The organism is Furfurilactobacillus milii (assembly GCF_009863985.1).
GTDB lineage: Bacteria > Bacillota > Bacilli > Lactobacillales > Lactobacillaceae > Furfurilactobacillus > Furfurilactobacillus milii_A.
Genome location: NZ_WEZT01000005.1, coordinates 66,466 through 86,522, shown reverse-complemented (window position 1 = coordinate 86,522; position 20,057 = coordinate 66,466). Strand labels below are relative to the sequence as shown.

General features: G+C 44.2%; 19 protein-coding genes. 4 read left to right on the top strand and 15 right to left on the bottom strand.

Annotated elements, in window-relative coordinates; all coding sequences use genetic code 11:
* Positions 1-59: 59 nt before the first annotated feature.
* Positions 60-236, top strand: a complete 177-nt coding sequence (gene rpmF / locus GB992_RS03285) for a 50S ribosomal protein L32 (RefSeq protein WP_161001200.1) — start codon at positions 60-62, stop codon at positions 234-236.
* On the top strand, positions 237-344 hold the full coding sequence (locus tag GB992_RS03280) for a putative metal homeostasis protein (RefSeq protein ID WP_161001199.1): 108 nt from the start codon (positions 237-239) through the stop codon (positions 342-344).
* Positions 345-485: 141 nt separating this feature from the next.
* Here GB992_RS03280 and GB992_RS03275 read toward each other — a convergent pair whose 3' ends face one another.
* From GB992_RS03275 to rnz, 5 genes are all read right to left on the bottom strand, one after another.
* Positions 486-1,004 carry an adenine phosphoribosyltransferase gene (locus GB992_RS03275; RefSeq protein ID WP_017262007.1) on the bottom strand — a complete coding sequence of 173 codons (519 nt, stop codon included), beginning with the start codon at positions 1,002-1,004 and terminating at the stop codon, positions 486-488.
* A 20-nt stretch (positions 1,005-1,024) separates the two neighbouring features.
* Positions 1,025-3,349, bottom strand: a complete 2,325-nt coding sequence (recJ, locus tag GB992_RS03270; RefSeq protein WP_161001198.1) for a single-stranded-DNA-specific exonuclease RecJ — start codon at positions 3,347-3,349, stop codon at positions 1,025-1,027.
* 125 nt (positions 3,350-3,474) lie between these two features.
* On the bottom strand, positions 3,475-3,849 hold the full coding sequence (locus tag GB992_RS03265) for a lipopolysaccharide assembly protein LapA domain-containing protein (RefSeq protein WP_161001197.1): 375 nt from the start codon (positions 3,847-3,849) through the stop codon (positions 3,475-3,477).
* The gene (locus tag GB992_RS03260) at positions 3,846-4,748 is read right to left on the bottom strand and encodes an SDR family NAD(P)-dependent oxidoreductase (RefSeq protein ID WP_161001196.1); all 903 of its coding nucleotides are present in this window, start codon (positions 4,746-4,748) and stop codon (positions 3,846-3,848) included. The genes GB992_RS03265 and GB992_RS03260 overlap by 4 nt, the downstream gene beginning before the upstream one ends.
* Positions 4,749-4,785: 37 nt before the next feature.
* Positions 4,786-5,715, bottom strand: a complete 930-nt coding sequence (rnz, locus tag GB992_RS03255; protein WP_017262011.1) for a ribonuclease Z — start codon at positions 5,713-5,715, stop codon at positions 4,786-4,788.
* Between the two features lie 229 nt (positions 5,716-5,944).
* Between rnz and GB992_RS03250 the strand changes: the two genes are divergently transcribed.
* Complete coding sequence (locus GB992_RS03250) at positions 5,945-6,247, top strand: hypothetical protein (RefSeq protein WP_161001195.1); 303 nt, start codon at positions 5,945-5,947, stop codon at positions 6,245-6,247.
* A 32-nt stretch (positions 6,248-6,279) separates the two neighbouring features.
* On the opposite strand, the gene GB992_RS03245 is transcribed toward GB992_RS03250, so the two are convergent.
* From GB992_RS03245 to GB992_RS03220, 6 genes are all read right to left on the bottom strand, one after another.
* Entirely contained in the window at positions 6,280-8,205 is a 1,926-nt protein-coding gene (locus GB992_RS03245; protein ID WP_161001194.1) for an acyltransferase family protein, read from the bottom strand.
* Positions 8,206-8,258: 53 nt separating this feature from the next.
* Positions 8,259-9,578, bottom strand: a complete 1,320-nt coding sequence (gene obgE, locus GB992_RS03240; protein WP_161001193.1) for a GTPase ObgE — start codon at positions 9,576-9,578, stop codon at positions 8,259-8,261.
* Between the two features lie 282 nt (positions 9,579-9,860).
* A complete protein-coding gene (gene uvrC / locus GB992_RS03235) occupies positions 9,861-11,702 on the bottom strand; it encodes an excinuclease ABC subunit UvrC (protein ID WP_161001192.1) in 1,842 nt (613 codons plus the stop codon).
* A gap of 385 nt (positions 11,703-12,087) precedes the next feature.
* Positions 12,088-13,233 (bottom strand): ArgE/DapE family deacylase, encoded by a 1,146-nt coding sequence (locus GB992_RS03230; RefSeq protein WP_161001191.1) that lies wholly within the window; start codon positions 13,231-13,233, stop codon positions 12,088-12,090.
* 67 nt (positions 13,234-13,300) lie between these two features.
* Complete coding sequence (locus tag GB992_RS03225) at positions 13,301-14,056, bottom strand: amino acid ABC transporter ATP-binding protein (RefSeq protein ID WP_161001190.1); 756 nt, start codon at positions 14,054-14,056, stop codon at positions 13,301-13,303.
* Positions 14,049-15,539 carry an ABC transporter substrate-binding protein/permease gene (locus tag GB992_RS03220; RefSeq protein WP_161001189.1) on the bottom strand — a complete coding sequence of 497 codons (1,491 nt, stop codon included), beginning with the start codon at positions 15,537-15,539 and terminating at the stop codon, positions 14,049-14,051. Before GB992_RS03220 ends, GB992_RS03225 begins: the two co-directional genes overlap by 8 nt.
* Before the next feature lie 212 nt (positions 15,540-15,751).
* Here GB992_RS03220 and GB992_RS11605 point away from each other — a divergent pair, with 212 nt between their 5' ends.
* Entirely contained in the window at positions 15,752-15,910 is a 159-nt protein-coding gene (locus GB992_RS11605; RefSeq protein WP_017262019.1) for an SPJ_0845 family protein, read from the top strand.
* 51 nt (positions 15,911-15,961) lie between these two features.
* Here the strand turns inward: GB992_RS11605 and GB992_RS03215 are convergent, their stop codons facing one another.
* The 4 genes from GB992_RS03215 to tig form a co-directional block, all read right to left on the bottom strand.
* On the bottom strand, positions 15,962-16,264 hold the full coding sequence (locus GB992_RS03215) for a nucleoside triphosphate pyrophosphohydrolase family protein (RefSeq protein WP_161001188.1): 303 nt from the start codon (positions 16,262-16,264) through the stop codon (positions 15,962-15,964).
* 35 nt (positions 16,265-16,299) lie between these two features.
* Positions 16,300-16,890, bottom strand: coding sequence for a ribosome biogenesis GTP-binding protein YihA/YsxC (gene yihA / locus GB992_RS03210; RefSeq protein WP_161001187.1), 591 nt, complete (start codon positions 16,888-16,890; stop codon positions 16,300-16,302).
* 188 nt (positions 16,891-17,078) lie between these two features.
* On the bottom strand, positions 17,079-18,335 hold the full coding sequence (clpX, locus tag GB992_RS03205) for an ATP-dependent Clp protease ATP-binding subunit ClpX (protein ID WP_017262022.1): 1,257 nt from the start codon (positions 18,333-18,335) through the stop codon (positions 17,079-17,081).
* 184 nt (positions 18,336-18,519) lie between these two features.
* Positions 18,520-19,863, bottom strand: coding sequence for a trigger factor (tig, locus tag GB992_RS03200; RefSeq protein WP_161001186.1), 1,344 nt, complete (start codon positions 19,861-19,863; stop codon positions 18,520-18,522).
* Between the last annotated feature and the right edge of the window lie 194 nt (positions 19,864-20,057).

Genomic DNA, 20,057 nt, shown 5'->3' with positions numbered 1-20,057 from the left:
ATACTGTAAAAAGTAATCGTTACTATTTACATGTTTTATAAATGAAAGAAGGTTTGCTCATGGCCACTCCAGCCCGCAAAACATCCAAAACTCGGCGTAACCGGCGTCGTACAGCGCATAAAATCACAGCGCCAGCTATCCACTATGACACACAAACTGGTGAATATGTGATGAGTCATCATGTTTCTCCCAATGGCTTTTATAACGGTAAACAAATTATAAAAGAGGCAAACTAAATGAAAATAGATCAAAGCACTGCGATTCGAAACCTGAGAAGTCCCAACATCAAGACACGCAAGAAGGCCCTCCAAATCCTTCATAGTCTTAAGAAAAATAATAAGTAATTGATGACGCCGTAGATGAGCAGCAATGTTCATTTACGGCGTTTTTATACGACAACTTAAATATCAAAAAAATTATTATGCTGTCCTGACAATTTTAGAAACTAAAAAGGCGTGACGAAAAATCCCGTCACACCAAGCGATTTAATAGTCCATTAAGACTAATGTATCGTAATCTTTTAGTTTGTCTAAGCCATGCAAATCCTTCAATTGAAGTAAGAACGCACAACCAACAACCACGCCACCAAGCTGTTCAACAAGCTTAATTGTTGCTTCAATCGTACCACCAGTTGCCAGAATATCATCCGTAACCAATACCCGCTGGCCTGGCTTAATCGCATCTTCATGCATGTATAACGAAGCAGTGCCATATTCCAAAGCATAGTCTGCTTTGATTGTTTTACGTGGCAACTTGCCCTTCTTACGTGCTGGCGCAAAGCCAATGCCTAATTCATAAGCCACTGGACAGCCAACGATAAAACCACGAGATTCTGGACCAACGACCATATCAACCTGCTTGTCGCGCGCATAATTGACAATGGTATCAGTCGCTTGGTGATATGCAGCGCCGTCACCCATCAACGGTGAGATGTCACGAAACATGATACCCTTTTCGGGATAATCTGGCACCGTTGCAATGTATTTTGTTAAGTCTAAAGCCAATTTTTACAGCTCCTTTAAGCTTAGCTCATGGCGCCCATCAACCAAGCCTTCAGTTGAGGTGCCTTAGAATAAAGTAATTTTTCTTCAGTATCAATGCGTGTCAAACGTTGTCGGTAAGCTGCCGCATCAGTAAGATTTACGTGCGGTGGTTCACTCACCCCATTCATAACGCCAGAGTCTATTTTAACAAATCCCACCTCAAAAAACAGCTGTATCATAAAAATCAATTTAGCGTCATCAATTTGGAGATACTTTGCCAACGTTGGCAACTGATGAGCAATATCAACATTCTGATGACTAGCAACGAACTTAAACAGTTTGCCATACTCTGCACGACTTGGCATACCATCTAAATACGCTGAATCGTGTTCATAAAAGTAGGTCGTTAATTCATCCGTTTTGATGTGACTCAGCACTTGTTTTAAATCATCCAGATCATCCGGGCAATCGACAATAATCAAATGATCACAGCTTGAAGGCAGTTCATCACGACCAACACACAAAGATTGTGCCCCTTCTGGCAAATAAGTTTGTAATTGATCAACCAACTTTTTGTGGAAAAATAAATAGGTGTCTGGCCTTTCAAACAATGATTTAGCGAGATGATTCGTTCGACTATCAACAATTGTAATGCCAGTCACCGAGAAATCTTTTACCATTACCTGATAGGTTGTTTTCCCCTGCCAGGTATTGGCTGACAATGTACCTACGACACTCACATTTTCAGGGTTAGCAGTGACCTGTTCGCTCTGATGACCGCGCCCAAAAGCAATGGCCGCGACTTGATGCCCGGCTTCATCTGCCATCTGGAATTTGAGATGGTTCTTAGCCGCCCCCATAGTCCGGACATTGTCTACCGAAGTTGGTTTAAATGCCAACACAGGTTGCGGATTATCAGTTCCAAACGGACCGAGTTCTTGAACCGCAGCGTAATCAGCCGCATTAACGTCTGCGAGTGGGACTAGCCCAGCAACAGGCAACGCTGGCTTTGCTGTCAAATCAACCGATTGATCGACACAGGCCTGTTCCAGAGCAGCCGCTAAAGTATCGAGCTGATCTATTGGACAGGTCAAGCCACACGCCATCGCATGACCACCAAACGCCACCATTTTGTCGCGAACAGGATTGATGGCGTTAAACAAATCATAGCCCGCAATCGAACGTCCAGAGCCCTTTAACGTCCCTTTTTCTGAATCTTCACTCATAACTAGTGTTGGTTTGTGCGTTGCTTCTACTATTTTGCTAGCAACAATTCCCAATACGCCTTCATGCCAACCCTTGCCGTGAATAATGAGCGTTTTGCGAGCCTGATTTTTCGGTGTCTGCGCCTGTGCCAAGGCATCACCGCTGATATCCTTAACCAGTTGTTGTCGCTTCTCATTTTGAGCATTAATTTCCGAGGCCAACTCTTCAGCACGTGCGTCATCAAACGTAGTTAGCAACTCGACCGCTGGATTGGCATCACCAAGTCTACCCAATGCGTTTAACCGCGGCGCAATGCCAAAGCCGACGTGCTCTTCATTGATGGTCTGCCCGTCAATACCCGCAGCCTTCATCAACGCAATCAAGCCTGGCCGCTGCGTATTAGCAATTACCTGTAGTCCAAATTTAACGAGCGCATGATTTTCGTCATTTAGTGGCACTAAGTCCGCAATCTCGCCAATCGCAACCAAATCTAATTCATCACTAAGTTCATCGGCAGTCGCATCTAACAGCACCTGGGCCACTTTAAAGGCCACCCCAACACCGGATAATCCGCCAAACGGATAATGTCCTTGTGGATGACGAGGGTGAATAATGGCAGCGGCATTGGGTAATTGTTCTGGCAGTTCATGATGATCAGTAACGACGACGTCAACGCCTCGTTTGGCAGCAGCATCGATTGCTTCATTACCAGCTACCCCATTATCTACTGTTACAAACAACTGTGTGCCGGCATCGATTAGTCGATTAAAGGCTGCTACGTTTGGTCCATAGCCATCCGTAAACCGGTTAGGAATGTATGTGTTCACATTAGCGCCAAGCTGATCAAGAGCCTCATACATCAACGACGTACTAGTCAAACCGTCTGCGTCGTAATCCCCATATACCGTAATCTGATCGCCAGCCTCCACAGCTGTCTGAATCCGGGCAACACCTTTTTCGATGTCAAACATTTCGTGTGGATCATGCAGCACATCAACGGTCGGTTGCAGCCACTCGTTGACCTTATCGGCAGTGTCTAACTTTCGTGCCAGCAACAGTCGTGCCATAAATGGTGAAACATCAAGGTCGTGAGCAAATGTCGCGACCTTTTCGTCTTCCACCCGTGGCGCTTGTTGCCAATCGTACTTGGACTCTAGCACAGTCTTTCCTCCTCACTCACGTCGTAATAAATCCACAACTGGAAAGGTGTTTGTTCCCTGCATTCAGAAAACAAACACCTTTCCTTAACCACATTAACGATTTTTTCATCTCGCATTGCAGAAAGCTAATTCGCATTGTTTTGTTGACTAAGTTTCTGCTGTAACTGCTCTATGGTCTTGTCTCGATCATCTAAGAGCCCATTAAGCTGTTCATTTTTACTCGTTAATTCTTCATTTTGCTTCTTTAATTGATCATTTTCCGCAGTTGCTTCGCTGTCAGAACGTTTCCCATTCCGTTTGTCGCTAGCATGCGTTCCGGCTGTCACTAACAACGCAATAATAGCACCAAGTAACAGTGACACAATTAGGATCAAAATCATCGGCCACTTAACCGTCGCTACACCAAAATGAATGGGTACACTATTTCCGTTCATGACGGCAAAAATTGCAACAATTAGCACTAGAATCAACCCTGCAATTAAACGCCATTGATTTTTCATTCTGGTGCCTCCGTCGGATCGGTTTCAGTATCAGCTGAAGGTTCGTCACTTTCGGCACTCACCTGCATGCGCTTAGGGGCGTGCGGTTTAAATAGCTGTTCGATAACAAAATCGCCAACTGTTGGGAACAAATGATAGGCCACTGAGGCTACGGCAAAATAACGTGGTACAGTAATTTCGCGCACATGATAACCAATGGTATCAACCAGTCGCTCAGCCACCAGTTGAGGCGTCACAGTGAAGTTGGCAACTTTTGACAAGTAATGGCCGTCTTGATCCGCAATATTGAAGAAGTTGGTCGCAACAGGACCTGGATTGACGGTTGTAACCTGAATGCCAAACGGCCGTAACTCTTGCCGCAATACGTCACTGTAACCGACAACCGCCGTTTTTGTTGCTGTGTAAACAGCGGCCTTCGGAGTCGGAATTTTTGCGGCCACAGAAGCAATGTTAATGATTGCGCCATAATGTTTATCGATCATGTCGCTGGCTAGCTGACGCGTAATGTAAATCAAACCAAGCACGTTAACCCGAAACATCCGGTCTGTTACCTCAGGATCGGTATCAACTGCTGGCTCCATGTCGCCAAAACCGGCAGCATTAATGACAACGTCTACTGCGCCCACTTCATGGCGGACCTGACTTAGAGTTTTATCGATAGCCGCTGGATTAGCAACATCTAGCGCAAACGCAAAGGCTGGCCGGCCAGAATACAACATGCACTGTTGAGCAACCTGATTTAACTTCAACTCATTACGGGCAACCAAAACCACAATTGCCCCGCGACGAGCAACTTCAAAAGCGGCTGCTTGACCAATTCCGGAAGATGCGCCAGTAATTAAAACAATCCGATTCTTCAAATCACGCAGTTCTTTTAATCGACTTGATAAGTTCATCATTAGCACTCACCTCAACTGCCGTAACTATTTGTACGGTTTATTTTTTAAACGGAATATCAATGACGTCAAAGTCCCGAACAACCTTTGAATTGGCAAACGTTGCGCGAGCCTGACGCTCTAATTCTTTAGCACCACGTCCATTATAACGCGCCGAAATGTGATTCATCAGTAATCGGCCTACATGAGCATCATGAGCTACCTGAGCAGCCTGTTCGCTGGTTGAATGATAATAGTTACGTGCCAATTTACTTTCGTTGGCAGCAAACGTACTTTCATGAACCAGCACATCTGCATCCTGCGCCAATTCTGTCGCCCGTCGTGTCTTACGTGTATCACCCAAAATCGTCACAATCCGTCCCTTTTGAGAGGGTCCGATAAAGTCCTTACCATTGAGTGTTCGACCATCTGGTAAGGAGACGGTTTTGCCGGCCTTCAACTGGCCATATACCGGTCCGGATGGCACCTTGGCCGCCGCTAGTTTATCCACGAGTAATTCACCTTGATGATCCTTCTCAACAATTCGGTAGCCAAAACTCACAATTTTGTGATCTAACCGTTTGCATGAAACCGTGAAGGTCGCATCGTCAAAAATAACACCATCCCCGCTGAGTTCCACAAACTTTAAAGGATACGTCAACGCAGACTCGGACAACCGTAAACTTGTTTGAACGTATTCCTTAATCCCTCTGGGTCCGTAAATCGTCAGTGGCTCATTGCCACCCTGAAACGAACGTGAACTAAGCAAACCTGGCAACCCAAACAAATGATCACCGTGTAGATGCGTAATAAAAATCTTTTCAATTTTGCGTGGTTTCAACGTTGTATTTAAAATTTGATGTTGCGTACCTTCACCACAATCAAATAGCCAAACTGCATTGCGCTCATCCAACAAACGAAGTGCAAGGCTCGACACGTTGCGCGCTTTAGCCGGTGAACCGGCACCAGTACCTAAAAATTCAATCTCCATAACTATTCTTCTACCTAATCCCTATATAAAAGTATTTACTGTATTATTAATGGGTTCACACATTTTATGAGTTCCTAAATAAGAACGATGACACAGTGGTCAACATTCAGTTCGCATTCAATTCTACTGAATTTGAAGTCAAAAAACAATCGTCACCAACCGCCACTATGGTAAGCTGAACTGTAATCAAACGACTGTTGATGAACGGCCAGAAAGGACCTCCAAACCGATGCGCTTAGTCGATTTTAAATTTTCCACTGCCGATTACGACATGCAACGACCCCTATTTGTTTCTGTTGATGACAAACCACAGCCGGTAGTAAGCTTAACCAAGTCTCCGACAGACCGTCGATTAGTGCTGGACATAGATTTAACCCATGCTGATCGGCCATTAACGCTAGATGCGTTCGTGACGAGAACGCAAAAGCTCCCGGGCAGTTGGCGAATTGCGGTTCAAACTGCAATTGCGTCACCGACAACCCGTGAGCTATTTGGTTATCGTCTGGTTGACGAAAAAATTATGTTTATGTGATAGCTAGTTTGGTTCAACGCTGACGTTGAGCCTTATTTTTTTGGTGAAATACTTTTCTGAACCACTGTATTCGTCACCAACCGTGTATAGGCAACGCTCCCCTGTGGGTTGGGATGCACATGATCCGGACCAAACCAACTTGGTTGATCGTGACTCGCACCATACCAATCAACAAGATAAACCTGCTTAGACCGTTTGGCATTGAGCGCAATTAAATCGTTAACCTGATTTTGCCACGTTTTCGTCGGCACCATTGTGTTGACCCAAAAGACTTTCCGTTTTGGACCAACCGCTTTCAACACCGCGTCAATTTGGGTTTGTGTTAACGGCGAATTTGTCCCCAGGTTAATTAAAACCGTCGATGCCATTAAATGGCGTTTTTTTAGTGATTGAATCACTGACGGTGCTTCCCAAACTTGACGGCCAACCTTAGCGTCTACATAGGCGTGTCCAAATACTTGTTGTAGGCTATCCGCATTATCCACTAACACCGAGTCACCCACCGCCGTTAGCGAAATGTGCTGTGCTGATAACATTGTCGCTGGCTGGAGATCAAAAGCCTTGGCGAGCTTCTTTTGCTGAGCAGATAGTTGTTTATTAGCCTTTTGGTTCGTTTGGGCTGTGGCTTTTTCAGAAGTATCAAATGCTCCTTTTTGCGCAGCCACTTCACGATTCTTTTTATCCGTCTGTTTTCCAGCTGCTTTGATGTGTTTGGTTACCGCATCAATGGGTGGCTTCTTGCGAGGTGTTGCTTGAGCATAGCCAACCATAGTTATCAGTGACGCGAGAACCAACACCGCGCTCGTAATCACTTCACGCGGATATTGCCGCCAAGTTTTTGGAGCTCTGACCGTCGCCCACCAGGATGTCAAACGTCCATGAGCGATTGGTTGTTCAATAAATCGATAGGATAACTCGGCTAACAGTAGAATCAATGCCAATTCAGCCAGCGCATTGAGCACGGTATGTTGGGCAATGTTGACGACCCGCTGCTCATAAAAAATCATAACTGGAAACTGATACAGGTAAATGCCGTAACTGCGCTTGCCAACCCAATTGAATACAGGATTAGTCAGCCATTTATTCCAACTCGCGCCAGGATGAACAATAACGGCTATCATCGCAGTCGCAAAAATGGAAAACAAGAACATCCCGCCACGGTACGTGAAAGTTGATGTCCCTGTCATCACCCAGTACAGAATAAACATGACTAGCAGACTAATGCCGCCGACCCAGTTTAACAATCGTCGACCAGCAGCGTGCAGATTTGCATTTAGGTGATTAGCTGGCCAAACTGCCGCCAACGCGGCCCCCATCAGGATTGAAAAGGCCCGCGTGTCCGTGCCATAGTAAACCCGGTTGACCTGATTAGCATCTTTAAAAAGCACTGCCATTAAAAGAGCCGATATAACAGCTCCCACCATTAGCGCGCCCGCCACCCGTGAGCGACGTTTGAACAGTTTAACCAGTCCCCAAATAATAAAGGGCCAGAAGAGATAAAACTGACCCTCAATGGACAACGTCCACAAATGGGTGAAGGGCGACTCACCGTTGAAACGATCGAAATACGATTGGCCATGATTGATTTCGAACCAGTTGTAAACGTACAGCAAGTTGGTCACAATCGTTCCCCGCAGTCCAACCAGTAGATTACGGGCAAACAACGTGATGTACGTGCTGGTCAATGCCAACATTGCCACCAAGGCTGGATACAATCGTTGAATTCGGCGTTTGTAAAAATGGTTAACCGCCAGCGAAGTTCCTTTATTAATCAAGTTCAAAAAACTATCAGTTACCAAGTAACCTGTTAACCCAAAGAAAATGGGCACACCCAGAAAACCACCTGGAAGTGCCGCTGGTAACAGGTGATAAGCGATCACACCTAATACTGCAAGTGTCCGCAAACCATCTATACCTGTTATGTAACGCCGATGACTCGACGTTTTTGCTGTTTGCATCTGTTAAACCCCTACCCGTTTTCACGAACAAATGACCGTATTACCGGATTCAGCTACTCAACAAAATCGAAGGTAAAGTCCAAAATTTGGACCGTATCGCCATCTTGAGCGCCTGCTTCTCGTAATGCATCGTCCACACCCATCGTCCGCAGTTGACGCGCAAAACGGACCATACTTTGTTCATGTTGTGTATTCGTCATCTTAAATAAGCGTTCAATCTTGTCGCCGGTCAATAACCAGATACCTTCATCCGTGTGCTGAACTTCAAACGCAGGCTTTTCGTCATCCTGATATTGATACATAACACCAAGATTTTCATCCGCTTGTGGGACAAATGCTGGTGTTTGATCAAGCAGCGTGGCCGTTGCCTGAATCAACGGTTTCAACCCTTCGTGAGAAACGGAAGAAATCGCCATTACAGTTGGCTTCGTTGACAATGAGTCATCTTCATCCAGAGCTGCTTTAAAGTCATCGAAACGTTCCTTCGCACCCGGAAGATCCATCTTAGTTGCGACCACAATCTGAGGCCGATCTAACAAGCTGGCATCATAATTGCCCAACTCCTTGTTGATCGCATGAAAGGCATCAATCGGAGCCATCGCGTTTTCTTCATCGAGAAAATCATCGCCAGCCATTGCCACTAAGTGTAATAAGACACGCGTCCGTTCCACGTGTCGGAGAAATTGAAAGCCGAGACCAACACCATCGCTCGCACCTTCGATCAGACCCGGTAAATCAGCCATAACGAAGTCCCGACCATCATCCAAACGGACCATTCCAATATTTGGATCGATCGTCGTGAAATGATAAGCGGCAATTTTAGGCTTTGCATTTGTAATAACCGACATCAAGGTCGATTTCCCAACAGATGGAAAACCAACCAAGCCAACATCGGCCAACAATTGCAATTCCAGACCAATACGTAGTTCCTGACCTGGTTCACCATTTTCAGCGATTTCTGGGGCAGGATTCTTGGGTGTGGCAAACTTCATGTTACCGCGACCGCCACGACCCCCTTTGGCAATGACAAGTTCTTGACCAGGTTCCGTTAAATCACCCAGTACTTCGTCTGTGTCAAGGTTCCGCACGATGGTTCCGCCTGGGACCTTAACGTACAAATCAGCCGCTGACCGACCTGTCATCCCCTTGGTCATCCCGTTGCCACCGTGTTTGGCCTTATAGTGTCGGTTATAACGAAAGTCCATTAACGTCCGCAAGCCTTCATCAACAACCATGATGACACTGCCACCATGTCCGCCATCGCCACCGAAAGGACCACCGTTAGCGACAAATTTTTCACGTCTAAATGAAACGATCCCGTTACCACCGTTTCCTGCTTTTACTTCAATTGTTGCTTTATCAACAAATGCCATTTGTGTGTCTCCATAATTTCTTGGTTTCTATATCTTGGTTTCTCTATATCAATGTGGTGACCAGTTGTGCGTCCCACAATCGTCTGTCAATCTTCGAACAATTCGCTCATCCCATTGTACAGTGCAATACACGCTCGGTCAAAAAACAATTCTGCATTTAACCACTATCTTGTTAACATAATTCTTCAAATGCAAACGTTGTGCTGACTTCGCCAAACTAAAACTAAAAGGACGTTGCTTTCATCTACCTGAAAGCAACGTTCTTAAATTTGCCCAAATAAGTTAAATTGTTTGCTGACGGTCCAGATAACTTAACGACTGTTGGGCTTCACCGGTAACCATGGCAGCCACAGCCACGTGAACGGTTTGCGCAACCGTTTCTGACAAGCCTAATTCATGTAGATCACTAACTGGTGCAGCCGCAATCTTCTTCAGCGATCCGTATTTTTTCAACAGTTTTGCGCGCGTTTTTGGGCCTACGCCCTGAATTTGATCCAAACGTGAGCTTAATGAATTCTTATTGTGCAGTTGACGATGGAACGTGATGGCAAACCGGTGCACCTCATCCTGGATTCGTTGTAACAAATAAAAACCTTGTGACTTAGGATCAAGATTTAGATGCTCATCATCCTCGCCAAACATTAGGTCCGCCGTTCGGTGATGATCATTTTTGACCATTCCAGCGACCGGAATATCCAATCCAAGCTCATTTTCTAGAACATCCTTAGCCGCGTTCATTTGAATGGCACCACCATCCATCAGAATTAAATCGGGCATATCTGCATGTTCTTTAAGCAAACGTGTGTAACGCCGCCGAATAACTTCCATCGTGCTGGCTGTTTCATCAGCGTGATCCACCGTACGTAACTTATACTTGCGATATAACTTCTTATTTGGTCGACCATTTTCGAAAACGACCATCGCTGAAACTAAGTCAGCACCCTGTTCATGAGAATGGTCAAAAGCTTCAATTTTAGAAACGGGTGGTAACCCCAAAGCATCCGCAATTTCTTGCATGGCACCCGTGGTCTTGTGCTCGTCTAACTCCAATAAGCGGAATTTTTCTTCCAACACCAGTCGCGCGTTCTTACCCGCCATTTCCATCAGATCGCGACGAACACCACGTTGAGGCACGTTAACTGGGACATTCAACACATCTTCGATGGATTCCCGGGTGTCCTCGTCAATACTGCTAGGAACCAAAATTTCTCTAGGCAGCACCGCATTCTTTCGATTATAAAACTGCATGATAAACGTTTGCATTTCCTCTGGTGCTGTTGAAACAACTGGGAACAACCGTTTTTCCCGCTTCATCAAGCGTGCTTGCCGCACAAAGAAAACCTGAATGGATAACCAGCCCTTGTCCAGATAGAAATTAAAGATGTCCCGTGGCGTCTGATCGTTGCTGATAATCTTTTGCTTTTCAACCGTGACATCGATGTAGTGCAACTGATCACGTAGGTCAGCGGCCCGCTCGAATTCCAAACTGGCTGCTGCTTCTTTCATTTGTGTTTGCAAATGTTTGATAACTCGTGCGGTATTACCGTTTAAAAACGATTTAATGCGTTTGATCTGCTCATCGTACGCGCTCTCGGGAACTTCTTTAAAGCAGGCCCCCAAGCACTGCCCCATGTGGTAGTACAAGCATGGTCGCCCTTTATAACCAGAACAACGACGCAAAGGATAAACTTTTTGTAAGAAATGTAGTGTTTCTTCGGCCGCGTAAACGTTGGGATACGGTCCAAAATAATATCCACCGTCGTGTTTAACATCGTTTGCGATGATGATTCGCGGATCACGTTCATGCGTAATTTTAATATACGGGTAACCTGTGCCCCGCTTCAACTTAATATTGTAGTATGGCTGATGCTTTTGAATTAGTGTGATTTCAAGCAAAAAAGCTTCCTTGTCAGTCGACGTCACAATCGTCTCAAAGTCCACAATGTGAGCCACTAACTGGGCAGTTTTGCCTTCGTGACTACTTTTAAAGTAGGAACGCACACGATTTTTCAAATTTTTGGCCTTGCCGACATAAATAATCTTGCCGTTAATGTCCTTCATCAGGTAACAACCAGGCATTGGCGGTAGTAACGTTAATTTATGCTCAATGTGTTCTGATGCCACAAAACTGCCTCCGTTCTCGTAAAATCGTAGTTAAATTATAACGCATGAACGCGTGTTCGCAAAACAAAAGAGCGTCTGTTTGAAAAACGTTTAGCTAGACGTCTCGGCCATTTTGTTCAAAAAAACTGAGACATAACGCCTCAACTTAATTTCTAATGAAATATCAACAAGCAATTTTTCTTCAACCGCAAAAGGTCATGCGGATGAAAAATTGCCGAAAACGCGGGACATAACACTGACTTTTGCTCATCTAACGCGAATAAGGCATTCATGGGAAAAGCACCCATAAACGCCTTATTCGCGATACCTGAGAAAGCCAAAACGTGTTATGTCCCGCTCTCTGACCTTATTAATAACTTTTTTAAAATTAGTTTTGTCTGGTACCCTATTCTTCCGCTTGTGCCCAGAACGCTTCTGCCAAGGCTCGATAGAAATGGCATCCAGTCAAATAGTCACCAACGGCCACGTTTTCGTTAACTTGATGGTCAGTTGTTCCTGCTGCAGGGCCGACGATAACGATTGGCAACTGCCCTGCCTTCGTATATTCTGATGCATCTGTCGCACCCGTTCCAGCAGTTAACTCACCACCACGATGAATGGTGTTTTTCAAAACGGCCTGTGTGATTTCTGCTAATTTAGTGCCAGCCTGTGAGGGTAATGGTGGCTCGGGATAACTATAACTGATACTTAATTTAGCACCTGACTGGTTTAACGACTCAATAATGTCTTCTAACTGGGCCATGACCTCATCGTTTGGATAGGATGGAATTGTCCGGATGTTACCGGTTAGCCAAGCATTTGCTGGCACTGAGTTAATCTGTTCACCGCCGCCAATCTGACTAATCACATGCGTTAGTCCGCCTAATACATCGTCCCGTTTATCGTTTGTTGCCATCACTGATTCAGCTTGTTCAGCAAACTTCAGTAGTGGCGTAATTGCATTGATGCCTTGATCAGGACGTGATGAATGGGAACCCTTACCCAGAGAGGTAACCTTATAGTCAATAACGCCCTTGTGCGTCACCTTGATGTCAAACGCACTGGGCTCACCAATGACAAGTCCGTCCAAGTCGTTAGCGTATCCTTGTTGCGTCAACTGAGCAGCACCATACTCACCGGTTTCCTCACCAACCGAAGCTAACAAACGAAGACGCCCAGGCAGCGGTTGATTTGAATTTAACAGATCCAGCATTGCAACCACCTGTGCGGCTAAACCAGATTTCATATCACTGGCGCCACGGCCGTACACATTACCCTGATCAATTGTGCCGGCAAACGGCGGAAAGGTCCAATCAGCTTCATTACCAGCTGCAACCACATCTTCATGCCCAGAGAACCCTAGTAATGGACCATGGTCACCAATTGTAACAACTAAGTTATCACGGCCTGGTGCAAACGTAACACGTTCAATGTGAGCCGGCAAGTCCTTAAATAGGCCAGCCAAATAGTCAGCAACCTCTGATTCACGATCATTAACCGACGGAATCGCAATTAAATCCGTTAAAATCTTTAATGCAGCAGCGTCTTCCATGTTTGCCTCCAAAATTATCTCTCATGATTAAGAAAAACTGAATCATCGATAGTTTGAAACCTGATGTTTATGCCTCAAGAATTTTGGCAAGAAAGTCCTTCGCGCGATCAGTTTCGGGATGTTCAAAGAATATTTTAGGTTCAGCGGACTCTTGAATATAGCCATCCGCCATGAACCAAACCTTATCGGCCACATTACGGGCAAAGCCCATTTCATGCGTGACAACTACCATTGTCATCCCTTCGCTGGCAAGATCCTGCATGACTTTCAATACCTCACCGACCATTTCAGGATCAAGTGCAGACGTTGGCTCATCGAACAACATTACCTTAGGATTCATGGCTAGGGCCCGCGCAATGGCTACCCGTTGTTGTTGTCCACCTGATAAGCTGGCTGGAAAAGCATCGGCCTTATTTTCCAAACCAACTTGTTTCAACAGCTTTTCTGCCGTCGCGGTCGCCGTTGCATCGTCTTCGCCCTTAACTTTAACTGGGGCCAGCTTAATGTTTTCGATAACTGTTTTATGCGGAAACAGGTTAAAACTCTGAAACACCATCCCCATGTTTTCACGTGTCTTGTCTAGCTGTTTATCGTCTAATTTGGTTAAGTCCTGACCTTCAAACAAAACCTCACCAGAAGTCGGCTGGTCTAACATGTTTAAACAACGTAAAAAGGTACTTTTCCCAGCACCAGATGGGCCAATTAAGCAAATCACCTGACCATTACTAACCTGCTCATTAATATCTTTCAAGACCTCGTTTTTACCAAATACTTTTTTCAGATGCTTCACTTCTAGTACTGGCGTCGCCGTTTCGTTATTCATGTGTCATTCTCCCTTCAAAGAACTTCATCAGCCGTGAGAGGCCAAACGTCATAATAAAGTACAAAATCATGGTAATCAGTAAGGGCATAACTCCACGATAAGTATCTGCCTGAACAATTCGTGACTGATAGATTAAATCCTTAACCCCAATAATGGAAACAATTGAACTTTCCTTGATCAAGGAAACAAATTCATTCCCTAATGCTGGCCAAATGTTCTTCATCGCTTGTGGCAGGATGATAAACCGCATTGTCATCGACCTTGATAAACCAAGTGAACGAGACGCTTCCGTTTGACCAACGGCAATAGAGCTGATCCCAGAACGGATAACTTCAGCAACATACGCCCCAGAATTCAATGAAACCGCGATAATCCCGGAAAGTAGTGCCGGAATGTTAACCACGAGGCCTAACCCAAAGTAGATAAACAGAATCTGAACCATCAGTGGCGTGCCCCGCACAAACTCAATGTAACTAACTGAAATACCATTAGCAATCTTGTTCTTGCTTAACCGCATTAGGGCTAACAAAGTACCTAGCAAGAAACCAATGACAACAGATACTGCTGAAATCATCAGCGTGTAACCAACTCCGGCAATAAAGAAATCTTTGTAAGCCCACATTGAGTTGGCTGCCTTAGCCGATTTAGACTTTCCAGTTGCCAAGTATTTACCAGCATTTGGTAAATATTGTTTATGAATCAAATTTTTCGCTTTGATTTCAGCAATTGATTTATTTGCCGAATTAACCAAAGACTGTGCGCCCTTGGGAAAGGCAATGGCTGAGCCTTGTTCGCCTTCGTCTTTAAAGTGAGCGTTAATGGCGACCAAGCCATCAGTGTTCTTTGCATAGGCCTCAGCAGTTGGCTGATCCAAAGCAATTGCATCGATTTTATTCGTTTGCAGTGCAAGGATTAAATCGGTGTCCTTGTCCATCCCCTTCAGCGTTGACTTGGTGGCTTGGTTCTTGACCAAGTTGTACTGAATGGAACCAGTCTGAGCTCCGATTGCTTTTCCTGCTAACGATTTATAACTCTTGATCGTTTTTAAATCGCTTTTCTTGATAACTAGGTCTTCGCCGGCCTTGTAGTAAACGTTACTAAAGTCGACACTCTTAGCCCGTTTAGGTGTCTTACTCATTCCCGCGATGACCATATCAACTTTACCAGTCTGGAGTGCGACCAATAAAGAATCAAAATCCATCCGGCGAATAACTAACTTCACGCCCATATCATGGGCAACCTTTTTGGAAATTTCCATGTCCATCCCGACAACTTTGGATTTGCCGTTGATATTTTTGGTGAATTCGTAAGGTGGAAAATCAGGACTTGTTCCGACAACCAGCTCACCCTTCGCTTTCACCTTACTCAAGTACTGGTCCGTTGCTGGTGTATTGCTGTCCGCTTTGGTGTTCATATCACCGGTTACACCCAAGGTCACGACAATCGTCAAGACCAGAAGTAACCATTTCGAAATTTTTTTCATCTGTTTCGCCCCTCGTATCAAGTTTTACAATGTAAATGAGTATACGATTAGATGAAATAATATGCAACCGTTTTGCAAAAATAATTAGTTTTATGCATTATTTTCGAATATATGCAAGTTATAATGCATAAAATTTGTACATTTTCGTTTTTAAGCAAAATCTGCTACAATTAGCCCAACTTAGTTTTTAGATTTGGAGAGGAGCAATTCACATGGGTTTAACTTTCAAACGGCAAACAGACTTAGATAAACTGTTTGACCAATTTGCTGTCGATCCTGATGATATTAAGGACCCGAACAAAACGCCACTAAAGCGCGAGCATTTAAAAGACGAAGCAAAAAAAGATGATAAAAAGAAAGCCGACAAGTAAGCCTTGTCGCAAAAAAACAACCAGCGTAAAATCGCTGGTTGTTTTTTTATCCTATTCCCACTTTGCATGTTGTGGATCTGGATAACGATCATTTAATTCTTCAATGTTCTTTTTGGCAACTTCTTCAAAATCAATGTTGGCCCACTCAGCTATTTGAGATAGATACCAAAGTGTATCACCAAGCTCGTGTGTTAATTTTTCTTTATCTAGTGTCCGACCCTGAAAGGTATAACGCTGTACTAGGTCAACTACCTGACCAGCCTCATTAGCCACACCGAGTGTGATATTAGTCAGCACTTGTTCGTTTCCGAATAACGTCCGCTTAGCTTCTTTTTGATACTCATTAAATTCCATTCTGTTCACTCTTCCCGTTCTAACTTTTACCCGACTTAAGCCAACCCAGCTTGCTGTTCAATCCAGTTCCAAACCGCGTCTTTACCTTGTTTGGTCTCCGCCGAAAATTGAATATAAGCATCTTCTGGCGTCATATTAAGTCCTTTACGAATGCGGCTTTCAGCTTGATTCCATTTACCGCGGGCAATTTTATCTGATTTTGTCGCCACAACGAGCATCGGAATATTATAATAACTCAACCATTCATGCATACTGATATCATCATCTGAGGGATCATGACGTGCATCCACCAGTAAAATCACACCGCGCAACCGATCCCGTGTACTCAGATACGTTTCGATCATTTGTCCAAACTTTTCTCGAGCTGTTTTAGAAACTTTGGCAAATCCGTATCCAGGCACATCCACAAAGTAAACAGTAGATTCAACGTTATAAAAATTGAGAGTTTGTGTTTTCCCTGGTTGACTTGAAGTTCGGGCATACGCTTTACGGTTAATTAGAGTATTAATCAACGATGACTTGCCCACGTTTGAACGACCGGCGAGCGCAACCTCTGGTAAAGATCCCTTTGGGTATTGTTTTGGTGCCACCGCGCTGATTGTTAGCTCGACATCATGCACTTCCATGTAGAACGCTCCTTTATCGTGACCTGACCTTTTAATTGGTCACACGCTTTATAATTCAATGTGTCTATCATAGCATAGCAAGCTCTTAATTTTGTGACGTTTTAATGACGTTAACCGGTGGGTTAAACAAAAAATGACGTCAGCCCGCAAGCTAACGCCATTCCTCTTCAACGCATTCTTTCGTAAAACTATGAGGCCTTTTCACTCTTTAAAACAAGATCTGGTTGTGCATGCTTAGTGACCGTTTCTTTAGTAATGGCCACTTTTTCGACGTCGTCTCGACTTGGTAAGTCAAACATGATGTCTCGCATAACTTCTTCCATGATCGAACGTAAACCACGAGCACCTGTATCACGGGCAATGGCCAGTTTTGCCATTTCTCGCAGGGCCGGATGCGTAAATTCAAGCTTTACGCCATCCAAACCAATGAGCTTCGTGTACTGTTTAACCAGCGCATTCTTCGGTTCCGTTAAAATGCGAACCAAATCATCTTCATCTAGCTTTTCCAGTGCTGTAAGAATTGGTAAACGACCAATAAATTCTGGAATTAGCCCAAATTCCAACAGGTCTTCAGGAATCACATGTTGCATGATGTCCTTATCAGTCATGTTGGCGACTTCATCCTTATTGGCAGAATCGGTACCGAAACCAATCGTCTTTTCACCCAAACGGTTCTTCACGATGTTTTCGATGCCGTCAAACGCACCACCGACAATAAACAATATATTCGTGGTGTCGATTTGAATGAACTCCTGTTGTGGATGTTTACGACCACCCTGCGGTGGAACATTAGCAATCGTGCCTTCCAAAATCTTCAGCAAGGCTTGTTGAACACCTTCACCCGACACATCACGAGTAATAGAGACGTTTTCACTCTTTTTAGCAATCTTGTCGATTTCATCGATGTAAACAATTCCATGCTGAGCCCGTTCAACATCGTAATCTGCATTTTGCAACAACTTCAACAAAATGTTCTCAACGTCTTCACCAACGTAACCGGCTTCAGTTAAAGTCGTCGCATCGGCAATCGCAAATGGCACATTCAGAATTTTGGCCAAACTTTGCGCCAGGTAAGTTTTACCTGAACCAGTTGGTCCGATAATACTGATATTACTCTTTTGTAATTCCGTACCATCGTCTTCTGTACTCAAATCATTAATCCGTTTGTAATGGTTGTAAACAGCAACGGATAAAGTACGCTTGGCTTCACTCTGACCAATTACATACTGGTCTAACGTTTTAACAATTTCCGCTGGTGTTGGTACATCCAACACTTGGCTAGCAGCGTCTTCAGCAAATTCTTCATCAATAATTTCTTTACACAGATCAATACATTCGTTACAAATGTACACGCCAGGTCCGGCAACAATCTTCTTTACTTGATCTTGTGACTTTCCACAAAATGAGCAAGTTACTGGACCATTAGGATCGGTATTATCAAACATTAGCACCCTCGCTCTCTTTTAATCCTAGGCCGTCCATAAATTACATGGCACCTAAACTAGGAACATAATAGCAGATAATTAGAAAAACAGCTAATGACTTGCACTATTCTGTCGTTGACACAAAAGTGAGTAACCATTACTGGTCACTCACTTTCTGTAGGACAGTTATTAATGTAAGACGATATTACTTATCTTTTTTTTCGTCGTCAGACTTCTTAGCAGCTGCCTTTTTGGTTTCCTGCTTAGCGTTGTCAGCAATTAAGTCAACAGCCTTCTTGATGGCAATATCATGCTTCAACATGTCAGGTGTCAAAGCAGAACGAACTGCTGATTCTTCCATGTTGTATTGGCCAGCAAGGTTCTTAACTTCACCGTCAACATCCTTGTCAGTTGCTTCAATCTTTTCAGCATCAACAACAGCTTCCAAAACAAGGTTAGTCTTAACACGACGTTCTGCATCAGGAGCAAATTGCTTGTGCAAGTCGTCTTCAGTAGTACCAGTAATCTTGTAGTAAGTTTCAGGGTTGATCCCTTGTTGAGCCATTTGAGCCAAGTACTGGTCCATTTGACGGTGAATGTCTTCATCCATCATGGCATCAGGAATCTTGCCGCCGATAACTTCAGCGTTGTCAACAGCCGCATTGATAGCAGCATCTTCAACAGCATCGTGAGCGGCCGTCTTCTTTTCTTCCTTCAAACGGTCTTTAGTCTTAGCCTTTAATTCTTCAAGACTGTCAACGTCTTCGTCAACATCCTTGGCGAATTCATCATCCAAGTCAGGTAATTCCTTAGTCTTAACTTCGTGAATCTTAACATCGAAGATAGCTTCTTTACCTTGCAAGTCCTTTGCTTGGTAATCTTTAGGGAACGTAACCTTAACTTGAACATCTTCATCAGCCTTGTGACCGATTAATTGATCTTCGAAGCCAGGAATAAATGAGTTCGAACCTAATTCAAGGCTGTAGTTGTCGGCTTTACCACCATCGAAGTGGTTACCATCAACTGAACCGTCAAAGTCGATAACAACAGTATCGCCCTTTTCAGCGGCCTTGCCTTCTTTAAGTACCAATTCAGCTTGCTGTTGGCGCATTTTTTCAAGTTCTTCATTAACTTGTTTAGCGGTAACAGTGGTGGATTGCTTAGGCACAGTAACACCCTTGTATTCACCCAACTTGATTTCTGGGGCAACAGTAACGTCAGCCTTCAAAACCCAGTCCTTACCTTTTTCCATACTCTTAACATCAACTTGTGGTTGATCAACTGGTGTAATACCAGCTTCTTCAACAGCTTTTGAGTAAGCGTCTGGCAAAACGATGTTCAACGCATCGTTGTAAAGTGATTCTTCACCGTACATCTGGTTAAAGATAGCGCGAGGAACTTTGCCCTTACGGAATCCAGGTACGTTTAATTGTTTCCGAGTTTTAGTGAAGGCTTGATCCAAACCCTTTTGGATCGTCTCGTTAGCGATTGAGAAAGTCAACTCGCCTTGGTTGCCTTCTTTTTTAGCAAATTCTGCTTTAGCGACCATTAAAAAATTCCTCCAGTTGAAGTTTGTCACCAAACTTCTGATAAATTGCATACGCCTAATAGTTTAACGTAACCACCCGCGAAAGTAAATAAATGTGCTTGAATTTACACTTTAAGTGCAACACTAATTAAATAAAGAATGGCCCATGGCCAAATTTCTGTAAAATGATGTTTGCGAAAACAATCATGAAAGGA